Origin of the sequence: Achromobacter sp. Bel, assembly GCF_012928505.1 — a bacterium.
In the GTDB taxonomy this organism is placed as follows: Bacteria; Pseudomonadota; Gammaproteobacteria; order Burkholderiales; family Burkholderiaceae_B; genus Achromobacter.
On the sequence record NZ_JABBJN010000013.1, the window covers coordinates 88,644 to 105,753 of the forward strand.

General features: G+C 66.5%; 15 protein-coding genes. 10 read left to right on the forward strand and 5 right to left on the reverse strand.

Translation table 11 applies throughout. The annotated features are described in order from the left end of the window. Positions 1-11: 11 nt before the first annotated feature. The 9 genes from HG262_RS10975 to HG262_RS11015 all read left to right on the forward strand — a co-directional run bounded on the left by HG262_RS10975 (position 12) and on the right by HG262_RS11015 (position 11,763). Positions 12-1,709, forward strand: a complete 1,698-nt coding sequence (locus HG262_RS10975; protein ID WP_169271043.1) for a glycosyl transferase family protein — start codon at positions 12-14, stop codon at positions 1,707-1,709. Next, entirely contained in the window at positions 1,706-4,471 is a 2,766-nt protein-coding gene (locus HG262_RS10980) for a hypothetical protein (protein WP_169271044.1), read from the forward strand. Before HG262_RS10975 ends, HG262_RS10980 begins: the two co-directional genes overlap by 4 nt. 74 nt (positions 4,472-4,545) lie before the next feature. Beyond that, positions 4,546-5,490, forward strand: a complete 945-nt coding sequence (locus HG262_RS10985) for a twin-arginine translocation pathway signal (protein ID WP_248293327.1) — start codon at positions 4,546-4,548, stop codon at positions 5,488-5,490. Between the two features lie 4 nt (positions 5,491-5,494). Then, complete coding sequence (locus HG262_RS10990) at positions 5,495-6,589, forward strand: cell division protein FtsQ (protein ID WP_169271046.1); 1,095 nt, start codon at positions 5,495-5,497, stop codon at positions 6,587-6,589. A gap of 9 nt (positions 6,590-6,598) precedes the next feature. Continuing rightward, a complete protein-coding gene (locus HG262_RS10995; RefSeq protein ID WP_169271047.1) occupies positions 6,599-8,179 on the forward strand; it encodes an MBOAT family protein in 1,581 nt (526 codons plus the stop codon). Between the two features lie 25 nt (positions 8,180-8,204). Beyond that, the gene (locus HG262_RS11000; protein ID WP_169271048.1) at positions 8,205-8,444 is read left to right on the forward strand and encodes an acyl carrier protein; all 240 of its coding nucleotides are present in this window, start codon (positions 8,205-8,207) and stop codon (positions 8,442-8,444) included. A 31-nt stretch (positions 8,445-8,475) separates the two neighbouring features. Further along, on the forward strand, positions 8,476-9,945 hold the full coding sequence (locus tag HG262_RS11005; RefSeq protein WP_169271049.1) for an AMP-binding protein: 1,470 nt from the start codon (positions 8,476-8,478) through the stop codon (positions 9,943-9,945). 3 nt (positions 9,946-9,948) lie between these two features. After that, the gene (locus HG262_RS11010) at positions 9,949-10,623 is read left to right on the forward strand and encodes an alginate O-acetyltransferase AlgF (RefSeq protein ID WP_169271050.1); all 675 of its coding nucleotides are present in this window, start codon (positions 9,949-9,951) and stop codon (positions 10,621-10,623) included. 9 nt (positions 10,624-10,632) lie between these two features. Then, positions 10,633-11,763, forward strand: coding sequence for an acyl-CoA dehydrogenase family protein (locus HG262_RS11015; RefSeq protein ID WP_169271051.1), 1,131 nt, complete (start codon positions 10,633-10,635; stop codon positions 11,761-11,763). A 7-nt stretch (positions 11,764-11,770) separates the two neighbouring features. On the opposite strand, the gene HG262_RS11020 is transcribed toward HG262_RS11015, so the two are convergent. The 4 genes from HG262_RS11020 to HG262_RS11035 all read right to left on the reverse strand — a co-directional run bounded on the left by HG262_RS11020 (position 11,771) and on the right by HG262_RS11035 (position 15,408). Further along, positions 11,771-12,694, reverse strand: coding sequence for a DUF4434 domain-containing protein (locus tag HG262_RS11020; protein WP_248293325.1), 924 nt, complete (start codon positions 12,692-12,694; stop codon positions 11,771-11,773). Between the two features lie 86 nt (positions 12,695-12,780). Then, positions 12,781-13,194 carry a YidB family protein gene (locus HG262_RS11025; RefSeq protein WP_006225169.1) on the reverse strand — a complete coding sequence of 138 codons (414 nt, stop codon included), beginning with the start codon at positions 13,192-13,194 and terminating at the stop codon, positions 12,781-12,783. Positions 13,195-13,305: 111 nt separating this feature from the next. Beyond that, positions 13,306-14,529 carry a lytic murein transglycosylase gene (locus tag HG262_RS11030; RefSeq protein ID WP_169271052.1) on the reverse strand — a complete coding sequence of 408 codons (1,224 nt, stop codon included), beginning with the start codon at positions 14,527-14,529 and terminating at the stop codon, positions 13,306-13,308. A 54-nt stretch (positions 14,530-14,583) separates the two neighbouring features. After that, positions 14,584-15,408 (reverse strand): ferritin-like domain-containing protein, encoded by an 825-nt coding sequence (locus tag HG262_RS11035; RefSeq protein WP_169271053.1) that lies wholly within the window; start codon positions 15,406-15,408, stop codon positions 14,584-14,586. A 97-nt stretch (positions 15,409-15,505) separates the two neighbouring features. Between HG262_RS11035 and HG262_RS11040 the strand changes: the two genes are divergently transcribed. Then, entirely contained in the window at positions 15,506-16,630 is a 1,125-nt protein-coding gene (locus HG262_RS11040) for a GNAT family N-acetyltransferase (protein ID WP_169271054.1), read from the forward strand. Here HG262_RS11040 and HG262_RS11045 read toward each other — a convergent pair. Then, the gene (locus HG262_RS11045) at positions 16,627-17,097 is read right to left on the reverse strand and encodes a DUF1854 domain-containing protein (protein ID WP_169271055.1); all 471 of its coding nucleotides are present in this window, start codon (positions 17,095-17,097) and stop codon (positions 16,627-16,629) included. The genes HG262_RS11040 and HG262_RS11045 overlap by 4 nt on opposite strands. Positions 17,098-17,110: the final 13 nt, after the last annotated feature.

The window sequence follows — 17,110 nt, forward strand, 5'->3', positions numbered from 1 at the left end:
CCGGAAGCGCCATGTCCTCGCTTTACTGGCCCTACTTCATCGCGGACTATTACCGCGGGCTGGAAATCGTGACCGCCATCGTGGGCGTGGTCATCCTGCTCTCGAGCCTGGATGACCTGTTCATCGACGCCTGGTTCTGGCTGCGCGAGCTCAAGCGTTCCCTGACGGTCAAGCGCCGCTACACCCCGCTGTCGGCCGAGCAGTTGCGTGCCAAGGAGGAACAGCCGCTGGCGATCATGGTGCCCGCGTGGCTGGAGTACGACGTGATCTCGTCGATGCTGGAAACGATGGTGTCGACGCTGGAATACAAGAACTACATGATCTTCGCCGGCACGTATCAGAACGACCAGCGGACGATCGACGAAGTGGAGCGCATGCGCCGCCGCTACCGGCAATTGGTCCGCGTGGAGGTGCCCCATGACGGGCCCACCTGCAAGGCCGACTGCCTGAACTGGATCGTGCAAGCCATCTTTGCCCAGGACGAGAAGCAACCGGTGCCGTTCGCCGGCGTCATCCTGCATGACAGCGAGGACGTGCTGCACCCGCTGGAGCTCAAGTACTACAACTACCTGCTGCCGCGCATCGATTTCATCCAGCTGCCGGTGACGTCGCTGGAGCGCCATTGGTATGAATTGGTCGCCGGCACCTACATGGATGAGTTCGCGGAATGGCACACCAAGGACCTGGTGGTGCGCGAAAGCCTGTCCAAGATGGTTCCGTCCGCCGGCGTGGGCACCTGCTTTTCGCGCCATGCCATGGTGGCGCTTGCCGCCGAAACCAACAACCAGCCCTTCAACACGGACACGCTGACCGAAGACTATGACATCGGCGCGCGGCTGGCCCAGCGCGGCATGAAACAGATCTTCGGCAAATTCCGCGTGGAATACGTGACCCGGCGGCGCTCGTGGTTCGGGCTGGGACCTGAAAAGATATCGACCATCAGGATGCCGCTGGGCGTGCGCGAGTATTTCCCCAACACCTTCCGCACCGCCTACCGGCAGAAAGCCCGCTGGACCCTGGGGATCGGCCTGCAAGGCTGGCAGCAGGTGGGCTGGACCGGATCGCTGGCCACCAAGTACCTGCTGTTCCGGGACCGCAAGGGGCTGGTCACCTCGTTCATCGCCATTCTGGCGTATGTGTTGCTGGCCAACTTCTTCCTGTTTTTCCTGGCGGACAAGTTCGGCTGGTGGACGGTGTACTACCCGTCTTACTTCCGGCCCGGCGGGTGGCTGGTGACGCTGATGTGGATCAACGCGGTGGCCCTGCTGCTGCGCGTGGTGCAGCGGGCCTACTTCGTCGGCCACATGTATGGCTGGGAACACGCCATGCTGTCGATCCCCCGGATGATCGTCGGCAACTTCATCAATGCGATGGCGGCGGCACGCGCCTGGCGCCTGTTCATCATGCACCTGATCACCGGCAAGCGCCTGGCATGGGACAAGACCATGCACGACTTCCCCAGCACCGACCAGCTGTCGCAGCAGCGCAAGCGGCTGGGCGAACTGCTGCTGTCGTGGCAGGCCATCGACCAGGACACGCTGTCGCGCGCGCTTGAGATCCAGGCGCGCGAGAAAAAGCCATTGGGCAAGATCCTGATGGAGCAAGGGTGGCTGGACGAGCGCACGCTCAATGAGGCCATCGATTTCCAACAAGCGGGACAGGAGGCGCCGCCGCCCCCGCATGCAGATGACAAACCCGCGACGACATGACTCCGCTGACCCGTTCGCTCATCTTGTCCGCCGCGCTGGCATGCGTGTGGGCGGCGGCGCCTGCCACCGCTCAAACCCCGGGCCAGGCTCCGGCCAAGACGGAAGCGCCGCTGGAAGGCGCCGCTTGGCAGTTTGCCGATGAAGGCTACAAGAACTACGACGCAGGCAAGTATGAACTTGCCCAGCGGCAGGCGGAATCCGCCATCGCCCTGCGCCCCGACGTGGAACGGCTGCGCCTGCTGCTGATCTATTCGCTGCAGAAGCAAGGCAAGCTCAAGGAGGCCGACCAGGCCGCCGCCGACGCCATCGGCAACGGCCTGGATACGCCCGCCTTGCGGCAGGCCCGCGCCAACCTCAAGCCACAGGCCGCGCCCAAACCGACCGGCAACGCGGCCGCCGGCGCATCCGGCGGCCCAGCCACGACTTCCGCCTACCGCCGTGGCTTTCCCATCGCCACGCGCGCCTATGCTGACTACAACCGCGCCGACTACCCGGCGGCCGCGCGCGGGGCCGAACAGGCGTTCCGGATCGACCCCAAGCAAGGCGCCTGGGCCATGCTGTGGCTGGACGCGCTGGAAGCCCAGGGCAAGTACGAGGACGCCGATGCCGCCGCCGCCCGGGCGATTGCGCTGGGTGCACCGAACAAGAACGACTTGACCGCCCGCCAGCAGACGATGAAGCGGCGCATGGCGATCAAGCCGGCCGAAGCGGGCTACCAGGCCCTGATCGCCAATCGGCCCGGCGACGCCGTGCCGCTGGCGCGCCAGGCCGTGGCGCTGGCGCCCGATACCGCCAGCCATCGCCTGCTGCTCATCAGCGCGCTGATGCTGGACAACCAATTGCAGGCCGCCGAAGACGCCGCGACGGACGCGATGAAGCAGGACGATGAAAACACCGTGGCGCTGGTCATGCGGGCCTATCTGCGCCAGCGCCAGGGCAAGACCGATCTGGCGGATGCCGACTTCGACGCCGCCCTCAAACAGGACTGGCTGGACGATGACCAGCGCCGCAACATCCGGTTGATCGCGGCCGATGCATCGCTGGCCGCCGGCGAAAACGCGCGCGCGCTGGCCTTGATGCAGCCGCTGGGCGCCAAGGACGACGCGGCGCAGACCCGCATCAAGCGCGCGCGCTCGCGCCCGGCGGTGCCTGCCACGCTGACTTTGGCCAACTACCCCGCCCCCGTGCAGGATTGTCGCGACACGCCCTACGGCACGTCGTGCGAGCTGCTGCCCTCGGACGCGGCCGGCAGCGGCGGCCCGGCCTCGCTGGCCTATGCCGCCTATGCGCGCGAGGACTACCAGGAAGCCATTGCCCAGGCCCGCCAGGCGGTGGCGCAAGACCCGGCCAACAAAGAGCTCCAGCGCCTGCTGACCACCACGCTGGCCGCCGGCAACCGCGCGCAATTGGCGGAAGCGAACCAGCGCATGACCGAGGCGCTGGCGGCCCAACCCGACGACCCCACGCTGCTGATGCAGCGTGGCTATCTGCACCAACGCATGAAACAGCCCAAGCTGGCGCTGCAGGACTTCCAGGCGGCGCGCGCGACAGGCAAGGCGCCCCCCACCGTGATCCTGGATGAGGGCTATGCGCTGTCGGGCGTGGGCGACAAGCGCGGCGCGGTCGACAAACTGAAGCAAGCCATCGACGAAGCCGATGCCGGCAGGCTGGAACTGACGCCGCAGCAGCGCTTCGACACCCGCAACGGCATCGCGGGGCTGGACCGCGAATGGGGCGGTTATTTTTCCGCCGGCTACCGGGGCGCGCGGCCTGCGTCGGCGGGCCTCGGCGGCGCGGCGATCACGGTGCCGGGTGATGCCGTGTTCAGTACGGCGGAGATATTCTGGCGCCCCTCGAGCTTCCTTAATTCTTCTACGCAGACCTTCGAGCTGTATGGACGTTTTTCCAACACGCTATATGACAAGGGGGGAAGGACCGAGGAACAGACGGTGTCGGATCCCTGCCCGTCTGGAGAGGTAATTAATGTCAGCGAAACACGAAACCAAGGGATCGCTGGCTTGCCGACGACGATTGGTGCCCTGGGGATGCGGTTCACGCCGTCGACCGACGTCGGGCTTACGTTCGGGCTGGAACGACAGTTCAATCTGGGAACAGCGACTCGACGAGGCACATTCAGCCCTGACCCGGCTGAGTTGCGCTGCGATCTGAACAACCAGAACAAAACGGCCCATTACCAAACCACAGCGGACAACGGCGCCTGGCTGGCCTATGTGACTTACGGCTTATATGAAGGCACCACCCTTAGGATCGACCGTCCCGATTGGTTCACGATGGAAGGTTATCTCCAGGCCGGCTACTCATGGCAGGATTCTCCGGCCAAGCTTTGGCAGCACAACAACGCAACGGGTGAGGACGACGAAAAGCGGTCCGGGCGATTAAAGCGAGACCAGGCATTCGGCACTGCGGAATTGCGTGTAGGCCGCAGCTACCGCGTTGACGCTATCAGCGACAAGTTGGTCTTCTTTCCCTACGGGGTCGTGGGAGCCGACTGGCTATGGAACAAGAACAGCGTGTCGGGCCTGGAAATCAAGGGTGTCGATTCATATCGGCTACTTGGCGGCGGCTCATCCTGGTCCCTGGGCGCCGGCCCCGGCTTCAACGTCCGCTACTGGTTCCGCGAGGACCACTACAACGCGCCGCGCTCCTATCTGGACCTCACGACGCAATACCGCTTCAACATCGGCGGTGGGGCGGCTGACCGCGCCCGAGGCCTGTTCATCAACCTGACCCTGTCGTACTGACGACGCGCCGACCCGCACCGAACAAGGAGTCCGTCTTCATGAAAACCCCTTTCCCCTTCTCCCGCCGCCTGGCGATGGGCCTGTCCGCCGCGCTGCTGGCCGTTGCCGCGCACGCGCAGGAAGGCTCGTCCATCGTGATCCAGGGCAAGGACAACTGGTTGTTCCCGGGCTGGGGCAGCCTCACGCAGGTCGACACGCGCGGCATCGACGCCTCGACCCAGTTGGTGCGCGAAACCCGCGACGCGCTGGCGGCCAAGGGCGTCCAGCTGGAAGTGCTGGTGCTGCCGGACAAAACGCTGTTCTATCAAGACAAGCTGCCCGATGGGAAATCGCTTAGCGCAGACGTGAAGAAGCGCTATCAGACCATCCAGGACAAGCTGAAGCAGGCGGGCGTGTCGACCTTTGACGACGAAGCCGTGCTCAAGCGCGTAAAGGACGGCGGCAAGGATGTCTTCTATCGCACCGACCAGCACTGGACGCAGGCGGCGGCCGACGCCACCGCCGAAGCGCTGGCGCAGCGCATCCAGCAAGACGTGAAGACGTTGGCGGGCAAACCCGGCACGGGCATGCCGCTGGGCAGCGTGGTCAACGAACGCCGGTACGGCGATCTGGCTGAACTGTTCCTGACGCCAGACCAGCGCAAGCAGGCCGGCCGCGAGACCTTCACCGTGCGCCGCCAGGCCGACAACCAGAGCCTGCTGGACGACGCGCCCGCCCCCGTCCACGTTACCGGCCACAGCATGGTGCAGCCGTATTTCGGTTTTCCGCAAAAGCTGTCTAACGTGCTGGACCGCCCGGTCTCCGTGAATTGGAAGCCCGGTAACGTCGGGCACTGGATCATGCTGCTGGAATACCTGGAGTCGCCCGCCTTCAAGCAGAACAAGCCGCAAGTGCTGGTCTGGCAGATGTTCGAGCCGACCTATGCGCAGGGGCCGGACGCCAAGGGCTTATGGGACAACGCGTCCATCATGGGCGTAGACACCTGGCGCAGCCGCATGAAGGCCGCCATTGGCAAGTAGCGCCGTGGAGCCCTCCGACAAAACCGTCGCGCCCAGCCACCGGCTGAGCGCCTGCGTGGTCGCGCTGCTGCTGGCGGCCGGCCTGGGATGGGGCGTCTGGTGCCTGGTCGACGCCAAGATCAGCCCGGCCGAGGTGTCGCCCTCCGCCTGGGCCGACGGATCGGCGGGCGGCGTGTTGAACAAAGCCATGCATCTGCCCAGGCAGGCCGACGTGGACACCTGGAACGCCTCGGTGCGCTACCGCGTACTGGGCGATCTGGGCGACCAGGTCGCGATGGGCTGCCCGCAATGGCTGTTCTACCGCGACGGATTGCGCCCGCAACCGGGCGTCCATGTTTTCAATGAACGCGTGCGCCTGATGCGGCACTGGGTGGATGAACTGCGCAAGAAGCAGGTGCAGGTGCTGGTCGTCGCCGTGCCGGATAAATCGCGTATCGAAGCTGACCGGCTCTGCGGCCTGCCGGTGTCGATGCCGATGCGCCGGACGCTGGATGCATGGCAGGATGCCTTGCGCGCGCAGGGCGTGCCTTTCGTGGACCTGCGCGATGCGCTGCAGGCCGCGCCCGCCCCCCGCTTCTTCCGCACCGATGTGCACATGAATGCGCAGGGCGCGCAGGCCGCCGCGCAGCGCGTGGCCGAGGCGGCCTTGCCCCTGTTGCAAGGGCCCGGCACGCAAGCGTTCAAGACCGATGCCCCAGCGCCCGCCGCGACGCGGATGGGCGACCTGATCGTGCTGGCAGGGCTGGAGCATGCGCGGCCGGGCTGGCGCCCCGAGCTGGAAGTGGTTGCGGAACAGAAAATCGAACCCGTGCGCGCCGGCGGGCTGCTGGACGAAGCGCCGCCCGTGCAAGTGCTGCTGGCGGGCACGTCCAACGGCCGCCGCAGCCAGTTCGCGCAACGGCTGGGCATCGGCCTGGGCCGCGAAGTCTGGAACATGAGCCTGGACGGCGGGCAGTTCTCGGGAGCGTTGCAGATCGCGCTGAAGCAGCGCGATCAATGGCCCAAGAGCCTGAAGGTGCTGATCTGGGAATTCTCGGAAAACGCCTTGTCCCTGCCGCTGACCCCGGACGAAAAGGCCGTGCTGGCCGGCCTGCCGTAGCGAACCAAGATGCTATTCAACTCCTACCTGTTCCTGCTGATCTTCCTGCCGGTCACACTCGCCGTCTATTACGCGCTGGGACCCTTGAACGTGCGCCTGGCGGCGTTGTGGCTGTGCCTGACTTCGCTGGTCTTCTATGGCTGGTGGAACCCGCAGTTCGTGGTGCTCCTGGCCGGCTCCATCGCGTTCAACTACGTGGTCAGCCAGTTGATCCTGCACAACGCGGGACGGCCCCGGCTGCAAGGGCTGATCGTGGGACTGGGCGTGGGCGCGGACCTGGTGCTGCTGTTCCATTACAAGTACTTCGCCACGCTGCTGAACTTCCTGACCGACCTGGGGGTGACTCAAACAACGATGGACGACATCATCCTGCCGTTGGGTATTTCGTTCTTCACGTTCACGCAGATCGGCTATCTGCTGGATTGCAAGGCGGGCGTGGTGAAGGAGCGCAGCCTGCTCAGCTACGTGCTGTTCGTCACGTTCTTTCCGCACTTGATCGCCGGCCCCATCCTGCATCACAAGGAGATGATGCCGCAGTTCGCGCAACCCGAGAACTATCGCTTCAGGGCCGAAAACCTGTCGGTCGGCGCCATGCTGTTCGTGATCGGGCTGGCCAAGAAGGTGCTGCTGGCCGATGGCATCGCGCCCTATGCGGACGCCGGCTTTGCCGCGCCGGGCGAATTGATGTTCTGGGGATCGTGGGGCGCCAGCGTCTGCTACGCGCTGCAGCTGTACTTCGATTTTTCGGGCTACTCGGACATGGCGCTGGGCCTGGCCAAAATGTTCGGCATCCGCTTCCCGCTGAACTTCAATTCACCCTACAAAGCCAGCAGCATCATCGATTTCTGGGCGCGCTGGCACATGACGCTGACCCGCTACATCACCGCCTACCTGTACTACCCCGTGGCGATGGCGGTGTCGAAATGGCGCACGGACCGGAACCTGCCGGTGGGGTCCGCGGGTATCAGCACGGCGGGCGGATTCGTCAGCAGCATCGTGTTCCCGACACTGTTCACGATGACGCTGGCCGGCGTGTGGCACGGCGCGGGCCTGCAGTTCATCGTCTTCGGGCTGCTGCACGCCATGTACCTGTCGGTGAACCACGCCTGGCGGATCTTCGTAGTGGGCCGCAAGCCAGCCGCCGCGCGCAAGGTGGGCGGCGCCAAGCGCGCGCTGTGCATCCTGCTGACCTTCGTGGCGGTACTGGTGGCGCAGGCGTTCTTCCGCGCCCATGGCGTGGGCGACGCGATGCTGCTGATGCAGGGCATGGTGGGCATGCGCGGCATGGAATCGCTGGACCTGTCCACGCATGTGGCCGGTCTGGCCTGGGGCGACGCCTGGCGCGTCGTCGTGGGCCATCACCTGCAACTGGTCTATGCGGTCGTGTTGCTTGGCATCGCCTGGTTCACGCCCAATGCGCACCAGATCCTGGGCCGTTATTCGCCCGCGCTTTTCAAGACGCAGGAAGCGCCTCGCGCCTTCATGCGGTGGCGCCCCAACGCGGCCTGGCTGGCCGCGATGGGGGTGCTGCTCTTGCTTTGCCTGGTAAACCTGCACAAGGAAACCCGGTTCCTCTATTTCCAATTCTGACCGCGATGCGGTCCTGGAGCATCCTATGGACATCAAGACCATCGAGGCCAAAGTCTCGGACATCATCGAAGGCATCATCCTGACCAAGGTCGACCCCGACACGCTGCTGATCGACTCCGGCCTCGTGGATTCGCTGGCCGCCGTGGACCTGGCGCTTGCCGTGGAACGCGAATTCGGCTGCAAGATCCCCCCGACCGAAATCGACGTGCACCTGGAGTCCGTGCACACGCTTGCCGCATTCATTGCGGAGAACGCCCGCGCGTGACGCGCACGCCGGCCGCCAGGAGGACGGGACCATGCGTTTCGATTTCAACACCTATGATTTTGCCGACACGGTGGCCGGCGCCGACGCCGTCGCGGTCGTCGACGCACACGGCGCCACGACGTGGGGCGAGTTGAAGGCCGCCACCGAAGCGTGGGAACAGGCCGCGCGCCAGGCCGGCGCCACGGCGGGCGTGCCGCTAGCCATCTCGGGCCACAAGGAAACCGCGTTCCTGGTGGCCATCCTGGGGTGCCTGCGGCTGGGCGTGCCCTTCGTGCCGGTGGACGTCATCAACCCGCCCGAGCGCATCGCGCGCATCGGCGAGCTGGTCCGCGCAGGCCTGCGCTACGACGCGCAAGCGCGCGCCTTCCTCCCGGGCTGCGCCGCGCCGGCGCCGCTGGCCGAAGCGGGGCTGGCCTACATCATGTTCACGTCCGGCAGCACGGGCGATCCCAAGGGGGTGCAGATCGGGCGGGAAAGCGTCACGCTCTTCGCAGGCTGGATACGGGACTGCCTGGGCCTCGGCCTCGCGCCGGCGTTCATGGACCAGATGCTGTTCAGCTTCGACTTTTCGTTGTTCAACTGGGTGGGCGCGCTGGAGCTGGGCGGCGCCTGCGTGCTGTGCCCGCGCGAAACCATCGCCGAACGCGACGCGTTCATCCAGTACCTGGCCGACACCCGCATCAATGTCTGGGCTTCGACGCCATCGTTCGTGCGACAGCAGCTGTTCAACCCCGACTTCGACCACGCCCACTTGCCTGACCTGCGCGTCTTCGTGTTCGGCGCGGAATCCCTGACGCCGCCGATGGCCGAGGCATTGTGGCAGCGGTTTCCGCAGGTCCGCATCATCAATTCCTACGGGCCGACGGAAGCCACCTGCTCCACGACCTGGGTCGAGATCGATCCGGCCCTGCGCGCCGCCGCGCCCAACCCGTTCCCGATCGGCCGGGCTAAGCCCTACGCGGATGTTTTCATCGAAAACGGTGAAATCAGCATCGCGGGCGATCACGTGATGCGCGGCTACCTGAACCGCCCGGATCTGAACGCTTCGCGCATGTTCACGCGCAACGGCAAGCGCGGATACCGCAGCGGCGACCTGGGCGAAATCGATGCACAAGGCCTGGTCACCTTCCGTGGCCGCGTCGACGACCAGATCAAACTGCACGGCTACCGCATCGAGCTCGCCGAGATCGACGCGGCCATCGCCATGCTGCCCGGCGCGCGCGCGGGCACCGCGGTCGCCTTGCGCCGCCCCGATGGCGTCATCGTCCGGCTGATCGGCTTTGTGGAACCGGCGGTCGCGGGCCCCGACGGCTTGCAGCCGTTGCCGCCGGAACTGCAGGATTGGAAGACCGAGCTGGGACGCCGCCTGCCGCCCTACATGATCCCGTCCGAACTGGTCGCCTGCCACCGCTTCCCCACAACCAGCACGGACAAGGCGGACCGCAAGCAGCTGCAGCGCCTGTACCTGGACGCCCGCCTCAGCAAAAAACCGGAGTCCTGAACCATGCCCATCATTTCTCGCAATGCGGCGCTTGTCCTTGCGCTGGCCGCCATGGCCGGCAATGCGGCGGCCGAAGGCGCCTTCGCGCAGCTCTATGCCGCCCGTCCGCCAGCCGGATCCTCGTTCGTGCGCATCGTGAACCCGGACGCCGCGCCATTGCGCGTGCAGATCGCCGACGGGCCGGCGCAGGCTGCCGGCGCGGCCAAGCCCGCCACGACCTACGCCATCGTAAAAGGCAACCAGGCATTCACCGTGCAGGTGGACGGTAAACCGGCCGCCAGCCTGCAAGTGGCTCCCGATACCTTCAGCACGCTGATCCCCCGGCGGGCGGACGGCAAACTGACGTTCGCCGTCATCGACGACAGCAACGGCGCGCAGGACGCGCTGAAGGCGGAACTGCGCTTCTACAACCTGGTGGCCGACTGCCCCGCCGGCCAATTGGGCGTCAGCCCATCCGGACCCGCGCTGTTCCAGGACGTGAAGCCGGGCGCGGCGGCCGCCCGCGCGATCAACCCGGTCAGCGCCACATTGGCGGCCGGCTGCGGCGGCGCCGCCTCCCCCACGCTGTCCTTGCCAGCGCTACAGCCCGGCGACCACTACAGCCTGTTCCTGACCGGGACCGCGGCCGCGCCGGTACTGCGCGGCCAGGTCAGTGCCACGGACCCCTACCGCCGCTAAGGAGACGCCATGCGCCGTGTTTTCCGGGATGACCACGAACTGTTCCGCGATCAGGTCCGGCGCTTTGTCGCCAACGAGATCGCGCCCCACTATGCCGAATGGGAAAAGGCCGGCGTCACGCCGCGCTCGCTCTGGCGGCGCGCAGGCGAAGAAGGCCTGCTCAACTGCGCCCTGCCTGAGCCGTACGGCCTGGGCGGCGACTTCGGCCACGCCACCGTCGTAATCGAAGAACTGGCCCATGCCAACTTCCTGGGCATCGGCTTTTCGATCCATTCCGACATGGTGTCGCCCTATCTGCTGAACTTCGGCACCGAGGCGCAAAAGGAACGCTGGCTGCCTGCTATGACGCGCGGCGAAATCATCGGCGCCATCGCCCTGACCGAACCCGGCGCCGGCAGCGACCTGAAGGCCATCCGCACGCGGGCGCGCCGCGACGGCGACCACTACGTGCTGAGCGGCCAGAAGACCTTCATCACCAACGGCGTCAATGCCGGTCTGGCCGTCGTGCTGGCCAGCACCGACCCGGACCACGGCGCGCGCGGCCTGTCGCTGTTCTGCGTCGAAGAAAACCTGCCCGGCTATACCAAGGGCGCGGCGCTGGACAAGATCGGCCAGCACAGCCAGGACACCTGCGAGCTCTACTTCGATGACGTCCGGGTACCGGCGGATTGCCTGCTGGGCCAGGAAAACGCCGCTTTCGAATACATGACCCGCGAACTGGCGCGCGAGCGGCTGGCGATCGCCTTGCGCGCCGCCGCCTCGGTCGAAGGCATGCTGGACGAAGCCGCGCAATACACCCGCGACCGCAAGGTCTTCAGCCGCCGCGTGATCGACTATCAGAACACGCGCTTCAAGCTGGCCAACGCCCGCGCGCAAACCACGATGCTGCGCGTGTTCCTGGACGACTGCCTGGCGCGCCAGATGGCGGGTGAGCTGGACCCCACGACGGCTGCCATCGCCAAGCTGAACGCCACCGACATCCAGGGCCGCGTGCTGGACGACCTGCTGCAGATGTATGGCGGCTACGGATACATGGCGGAATACGGCATCGGCCGCGCCTGGGTCGACGCGCGCGCGCTGCGGATATTCGGCGGCACCAGCGAAGTCATGCTGGAAATCATCGGCCGCAGTTTCAACTGACGCGCGCTCACACGCGCGCCGCCAGCCACGCGCGCATCAACGCGCGCGCCTCGGGCGTGTCATCGATGACCCAAGGGTCCAGCGCAAACGCCACGACCCGTTTGGCCCCATAGCCGCGGGCCACTTCCCATTGCGCTTTCACGCGGGCGAAATCGGCGGAACGCGCCTTGAAGGTAGATCCGTCGGTGCTGCCGGACGGTAGCTCCTCGAACAGTTCCATGATCAGGTCGAACGAGGCCCGGCGCGCCAGCAGCATGTCGTGCAACGGTTCCAGCGCCTGATAATTCGCCAGGCCAGCCACGCCCACGCCATCCTGGATCATCGGATGGATGCGCACGTGGTCGAGGATGCCACGCCACAGCGCCATCAGCGACCCGTCGCCGGGCAGTCGGCTGTGATAAGTCGAGATACAGGGGACGCCCGGGCTGGTCGCCTGGGCCGTACGCGAGAACGCATCCAGCCACGGGATCAGTTGCGCCTGGCGCTCGGCCGATGCCCAGTTGTACTGCTCCAGCTCATACGGCAGATACCAGCCGCGGAATGCGCGGCGCTTGGGCCAGGAGGCAGATTCCATATAGGCCACGCCCCGCGCGCGGGTCTGGTCCAAAAAGCCCGTGAACGCCGCCTTGTCTTTGCCGGCCAGCACATCCCACCAGCGCTGGTCGTAGGGAAGGCCGACATGCACGCCAAGCCCCTGGCGTTCGGCTTCGTCGAAGATGTTGCGCAGCACGGCATCTGGCGCCATCCAGTCGTCCGGACGCCCGCCTTCCAGTCCGACCCATTGCAGGAAGACCTCGCGGCAGCCCAGCCGCCGATAGGCGGACAGCCGCAAGCGCCAATCGTCGGGGCTCAGGTCCAGGTGGCTGCGCCACAATTGCAGGAACGTGGCGTTCAGCGACAGCGGCGGCGCACAGGCGGCCAGCGGCGCCAACGCACCCAGCGCCAGCGCCTGAAGCAGGCGCCGGCGGAAGGGGGATGCCAGCAGACGGCGGGTCAGGAGAAGATCCTGTGCCGCCTTCAGCCGCGGTTGCCGAACAGGCCGGACAGCGAAGCCAGAAGGTCGGTCGGGTTGAACTGCTGGCCCGGCTGCACCGCGCCTTCCGGCGTGGCCTTGTCGACCAGCTGCGGCAGCAGCGAGGACAGGGAACCCAGCACGGAATCGGTATCCTGGCCAGTCTTGGCGGCCAGATCATTGACGACGCCAGGGTCCAGCACCGAACCGAGCTGATCGGCACTGACCGGCAGGTTCTGCCCGGTGCCCACCCATGAGGCCACGATCTCGCTCAAACCGCCCTGCTGGAAGCTGGCGATCAGACCGCTCAGCCCGCCCGGGTACTTGTTCAATTGTTCGATCAGCGCGGGCAGCAGCGATGCCGAGCCCCCTTGCTGACCGCCGCCGGCCATCGAGGCCAAGGTATCCAACAGACTCATCGCCATGCTCCTGAAAAGTCGAAAAACCAGTATAGGGCCGCGACGGGCGCAACGCATGTCAGCCCCGTTACCTGAGGCCCGATCTTTGCAAAACTTGTAAATCGTGGCGGGTCAGCCTGGCCCCTTGGCGGCCGCCGACGCCTTCAAGGCCTTCAGCGCCTTCTGCCCCGCGCGGCCGTCGGCGGGCAAACCGAGTTCCCGCTGCGCCGCCTGCAAGGCCTGGCGCGTGCGGGCGCCGATCATGCCATCGGGCTCGCCCACGTCATAGCCTTTGGCAATCAGCAGGCGCTGCAGCTCGCGCCGTTCCGCCCGCGACAGCCCGGGATCGTCCGTCGGCCAGGCCTGCGTCAACGGGCCGGCGCCGCGCAACCGGTCGGACAAATGGGCGATCGCCAGCGCGTAGCTTTCCGCCGCGTTGTAGGAATACAGGGCGTCGAAGTTGCGCGTCACCAGAAAGGCGGGGCCGTTGCGGCCTGCCGGCAGCAGCAGGCCGGCAGGCGTGTCGCCCCCGGGCAAAGGCTGCCCGTCCGCCCTTGTCACGCCTTGCCTGGCCCAGGACGACATCGGGCGCTTGTTCTTGCGGCCCGCGCCCGCGGTGTCCACGCCGGCCGGAAGCCTGACCTCGTAGCCCCAGTCCAGCGCAGGATTCCAGCCGGCGCGCTTCAGGAAGTTGGCGGTGGAGGCCAGTGCGTCCGGCACGCTGTCGACCAGGTCGCGGCGGCCGTCGCCATCGAAATCCACGGCCAGCCGCAGATAGGTGGACGGCATGAACTGGGTCTGCCCGAACGCGCCAGCCCAGGACCCGACCAGCCGGTCGGGCGCAATGTGCTCGTCCTGGATGATCTTCAGGGTGGCGAAGAATTCGCCCCGGAAATACGCCTGGCGGCGGCCAAAGCAGGACAGCGTGGACAGCGACGTCAGCAGCGGCCGGCCGCCCAGCGTGCGGCCGAAATTGCTTTCCACGCCCCATACGGCCGCGATGGTGGCCGGGTCCACCCCGTACCGCGACGCGGCCCGATCCAGCTCGGACTGCCAGCGCGCCATGCCGGCCTGCCCGTCCGACACGCGTTCGTCATCGACCAGCCCCGCCATATAGTCCCAGATCGGCGTCTTGAATTCAGGTTGGGCGTCCAGCAGGCCGATCACCGCCATGTCGGGGGCCAGGCCGGCCGTGTGCCTGTCGAAGGTGGCGCCCGACACACCCGCCTTGAGCGCGGGGCCGCGCAGTTGCGACAGGCAGGCTGCAAAGGGTTCCGCCGCCTGCGCGGTCTGGGCGGCGCCCGTCAACAAGGTCAGGGCGGCGCCGGAAAGCGCAGTGGCCAATAGGGACTTCATGTGCAGGGTTCCTTGGGATGTTCGGCGTGGGCGAGCGGATGCGGGCGGATCCAATCAGCCCGCTTGCAGCGCGGCAAGTTCATCATCGTCGAAGCCCGCTGCGCGGCGCGCCTCCAGGTTGAAGGGGCCGCGCAGCCGGGGCGCGTCGTAGCGCTGCGCCAATTCGGCATAGCAGGCGACAGGCTCCTGCCCGGCTTCGGCGCACAACCGCTTGAACCAGTGGTTGCCGATGGCGACGTGGCCGATCTCGTCGCGCAGGATGATGTCGACGATGGCCGCGCTGTCGGCGTCGCCCGCCCCGGCCAGCTTGTTGCGGATCATGGGCGAGGCGTCCAGGCCGCGCGCCTCCAGCGTGCGCGGCACCAGCGCCAGACGGGCCAGCAGATCGCCGCGCGTCCGTTCGGCCATGTCCCACAGGCCGTTGTGCGCCGGGAAATCGCCATAGGCAAACCCCAGCGCGGCCAGCCGCTGGCGCAGCAGGTCGAAGTGATAGGCCTCTTCGCGGGCGACGCGCAGCCAATCCCGGTAGAACGCGTCGGGCATGCCGGCAAAGCGCCAAAGGATGTCCAGCGCCAGATTGACCGCGTTGAATTCGATATGGGCCAGTGCATGCAGCAACGCCGCGCGCCCTTCCTGGGTGGCCATGGAACGGTGCTTGACCTGCGCCGGCGCGACCAGTTCTGGCCGTGCCGGACGGCCGGGCAAGCCGGCAGGCGTCGCGAACGCCCGCTCGCGGTCCAGCGTCGCGGTATCGGCGATGGCGCGCACCGCCGCCATTTTTTCGGGCCACTCCAAAGCGGCCAAGGCCGCCAGTGCCTGCCCGCGCAGGCAGTGCTGACCCAGTCCTTCCTGCGTGGAAGGCATCGTGTCGCTGTCCATGATGATTGCAAACCCCAGGCGGCGCGGCGCCGCTTCAAACCCTGACAACACCCACGGTTTCAGTACCGTGCGTTGACGATGACTTTATCATTCACGGATGGATTCCCTGCGCCTGACCATCGAAACCGACCTGTCCCGCATCGACGCCCAGCAATGGGATGCGCTGGCGGGCGACCAGCCCTTTCTACGGCACGCCTTCCTCTGTGCCCTGCACGAGACCGGCTGCGCCTCACCCGGCACGGGCTGGGCGCCGCATTTCCTGGCGCTGTGGCGCGGCGACGCGTTGGCCGCGGCCACGCCGCTCTACCTGAAATCGCATTCGCGCGGCGAGTACGTGTTCGACTATGCGTGGGCCGATGCCTTCCAGCGCCACGGCATGCGCTACTACCCCAAGCTGTTGTCGGCCATCCCCTACACCCCGGTGACGGGGCCGCGCCTGCTGGCGTCCAACGACGAAGACCGCGCCACGCTCGTGCGCGGCCTGGTCGCCTTCGCCGAAGAGATCAAGGTGTCGTCGCTGCACGTCCTGTTTCCGTCCGATGCCGACATGCGCGCGCTGCGCGACGCCGGCTTCATGATCCGCGAAAGCGTGCAGTTCCATTGGACCAATGCCGGCTACGCGGACGTCGACGCATTCCTGGCGCTGATGAGCCACGACAAGCGCAAGAAGATCCGGCAAGACCGGAAGAAGGTCGCCGCGGCCGGTTTGTCGTACCGCTGGCTGCGTGGCGGCGAGATCGGCGACGCGGAACTCGGTTTCTTCTACGACTGCTATTGCCGCACCTATTTCCAGCATGGCAATCCGCCCTATCTGAACCGCGACTTCTTCGTGCGCGCGCACCGCGAGCAGCCCGACGCCTTCGTGCTGATCCTGGCCGAGCGCAGCGGCGAGCCGGTCGCGGCGGCGCTGAACCTGGCGGGCGGCGACGCGCTCTACGGCCGCTATTGGGGCGCGACGGAATATGTGCCGGGGCTGCATTTCGAGACCTGCTACATGCAGTCGATCGCGTACTGCATCGCGCACGGCATCGCCCGTTTCGAAGGCGGCGCGCAGGGTGAGCACAAGATGGCGCGCGGCCTGCTGCCCACGCCGACGTGGTCGGCGCATTGGGTCGCCCATCCCGGCTTCGCCGAGGCGATCCAGAACTTTCTGGACGAAGAGACGTCGGCCGTGACGGATTACCTGGGTGAACTGGAAGGCCACACGCCGTTCAAGCGCTAGAGGAAGCGGTCCAGCATCTTGCGGCTATGTTTGTCCAACGACAGGATGTCGCGCACCAGATAGAAGATGCCGTGGCTGTCGGCGATCAGCAGCGTCTGCGGGCTAAGCCGGCGGATATCTTCTTCGCCGCGCAGGACAAAGGACGTGGGGCCGCGGTCCGTTTCCACCTTCCAGGTGCTGGGCGTGGCGTACGTGGACACGCTGGCCAGCTTGCGGATCTCGGGCATGAATTCCCGGCCCGCCAGTTCTTCTTCGATCAGCGCGCGTGGCCCCTCGGGCACATCGGACAGGTGTTCGATCCACACCAGTTCGTGGCCGTCGCTGGTCACCAGCGACAGGCCCCGGCCCGCTTCGCTGATCGGGAAGGCGCGCACGGGGATGACCCCTTCATGCGTCTCGCCGTCGGCGGATTGATATTCAAGGCGCCCGAAGGCGTTGCGGCGCAGTTGAAAAGACGGCAACGTCATGACGATAATCCCG

Bases quoted from the DNA above. Each gene is read 5' to 3' on its own strand.
- HG262_RS10985 (WP_248293327.1), top strand. From the start codon at position 4,546: ATGGGCCTGTCCGCCGCGCTGCTGGCCGTTGCCGCGCACGCGCAGGAA.
- HG262_RS11015 (WP_169271051.1), top strand. From the start codon at position 10,633: ATGCGCCGTGTTTTCCGGGATGACCACGAACTGTTCCGCGATCAGGTC.
- HG262_RS10975 (WP_169271043.1), top strand. From the start codon at position 12: ATGTCCTCGCTTTACTGGCCCTACTTCATCGCGGACTATTACCGCGGG.
- HG262_RS11045 (WP_169271055.1), bottom strand. From the start codon at position 17,097: ATGACGTTGCCGTCTTTTCAACTGCGCCGCAACGCCTTCGGGCGCCTT.
- HG262_RS11035 (WP_169271053.1), bottom strand. From the start codon at position 15,408: ATGGACAGCGACACGATGCCTTCCACGCAGGAAGGACTGGGTCAGCAC.
- HG262_RS11000 (WP_169271048.1), top strand. From the start codon at position 8,205: ATGGACATCAAGACCATCGAGGCCAAAGTCTCGGACATCATCGAAGGC.
- HG262_RS11030 (WP_169271052.1), bottom strand. From the start codon at position 14,529: ATGAAGTCCCTATTGGCCACTGCGCTTTCCGGCGCCGCCCTGACCTTG.
- HG262_RS10980 (WP_169271044.1), top strand. From the start codon at position 1,706: ATGACTCCGCTGACCCGTTCGCTCATCTTGTCCGCCGCGCTGGCATGC.
- HG262_RS11005 (WP_169271049.1), top strand. From the start codon at position 8,476: ATGCGTTTCGATTTCAACACCTATGATTTTGCCGACACGGTGGCCGGC.
- HG262_RS10995 (WP_169271047.1), top strand. From the start codon at position 6,599: ATGCTATTCAACTCCTACCTGTTCCTGCTGATCTTCCTGCCGGTCACA.
- HG262_RS11040 (WP_169271054.1), top strand. From the start codon at position 15,506: ATGGATTCCCTGCGCCTGACCATCGAAACCGACCTGTCCCGCATCGAC.
- HG262_RS11010 (WP_169271050.1), top strand. From the start codon at position 9,949: ATGCCCATCATTTCTCGCAATGCGGCGCTTGTCCTTGCGCTGGCCGCC.
- HG262_RS11025 (WP_006225169.1), bottom strand. From the start codon at position 13,194: ATGAGTCTGTTGGATACCTTGGCCTCGATGGCCGGCGGCGGTCAGCAA.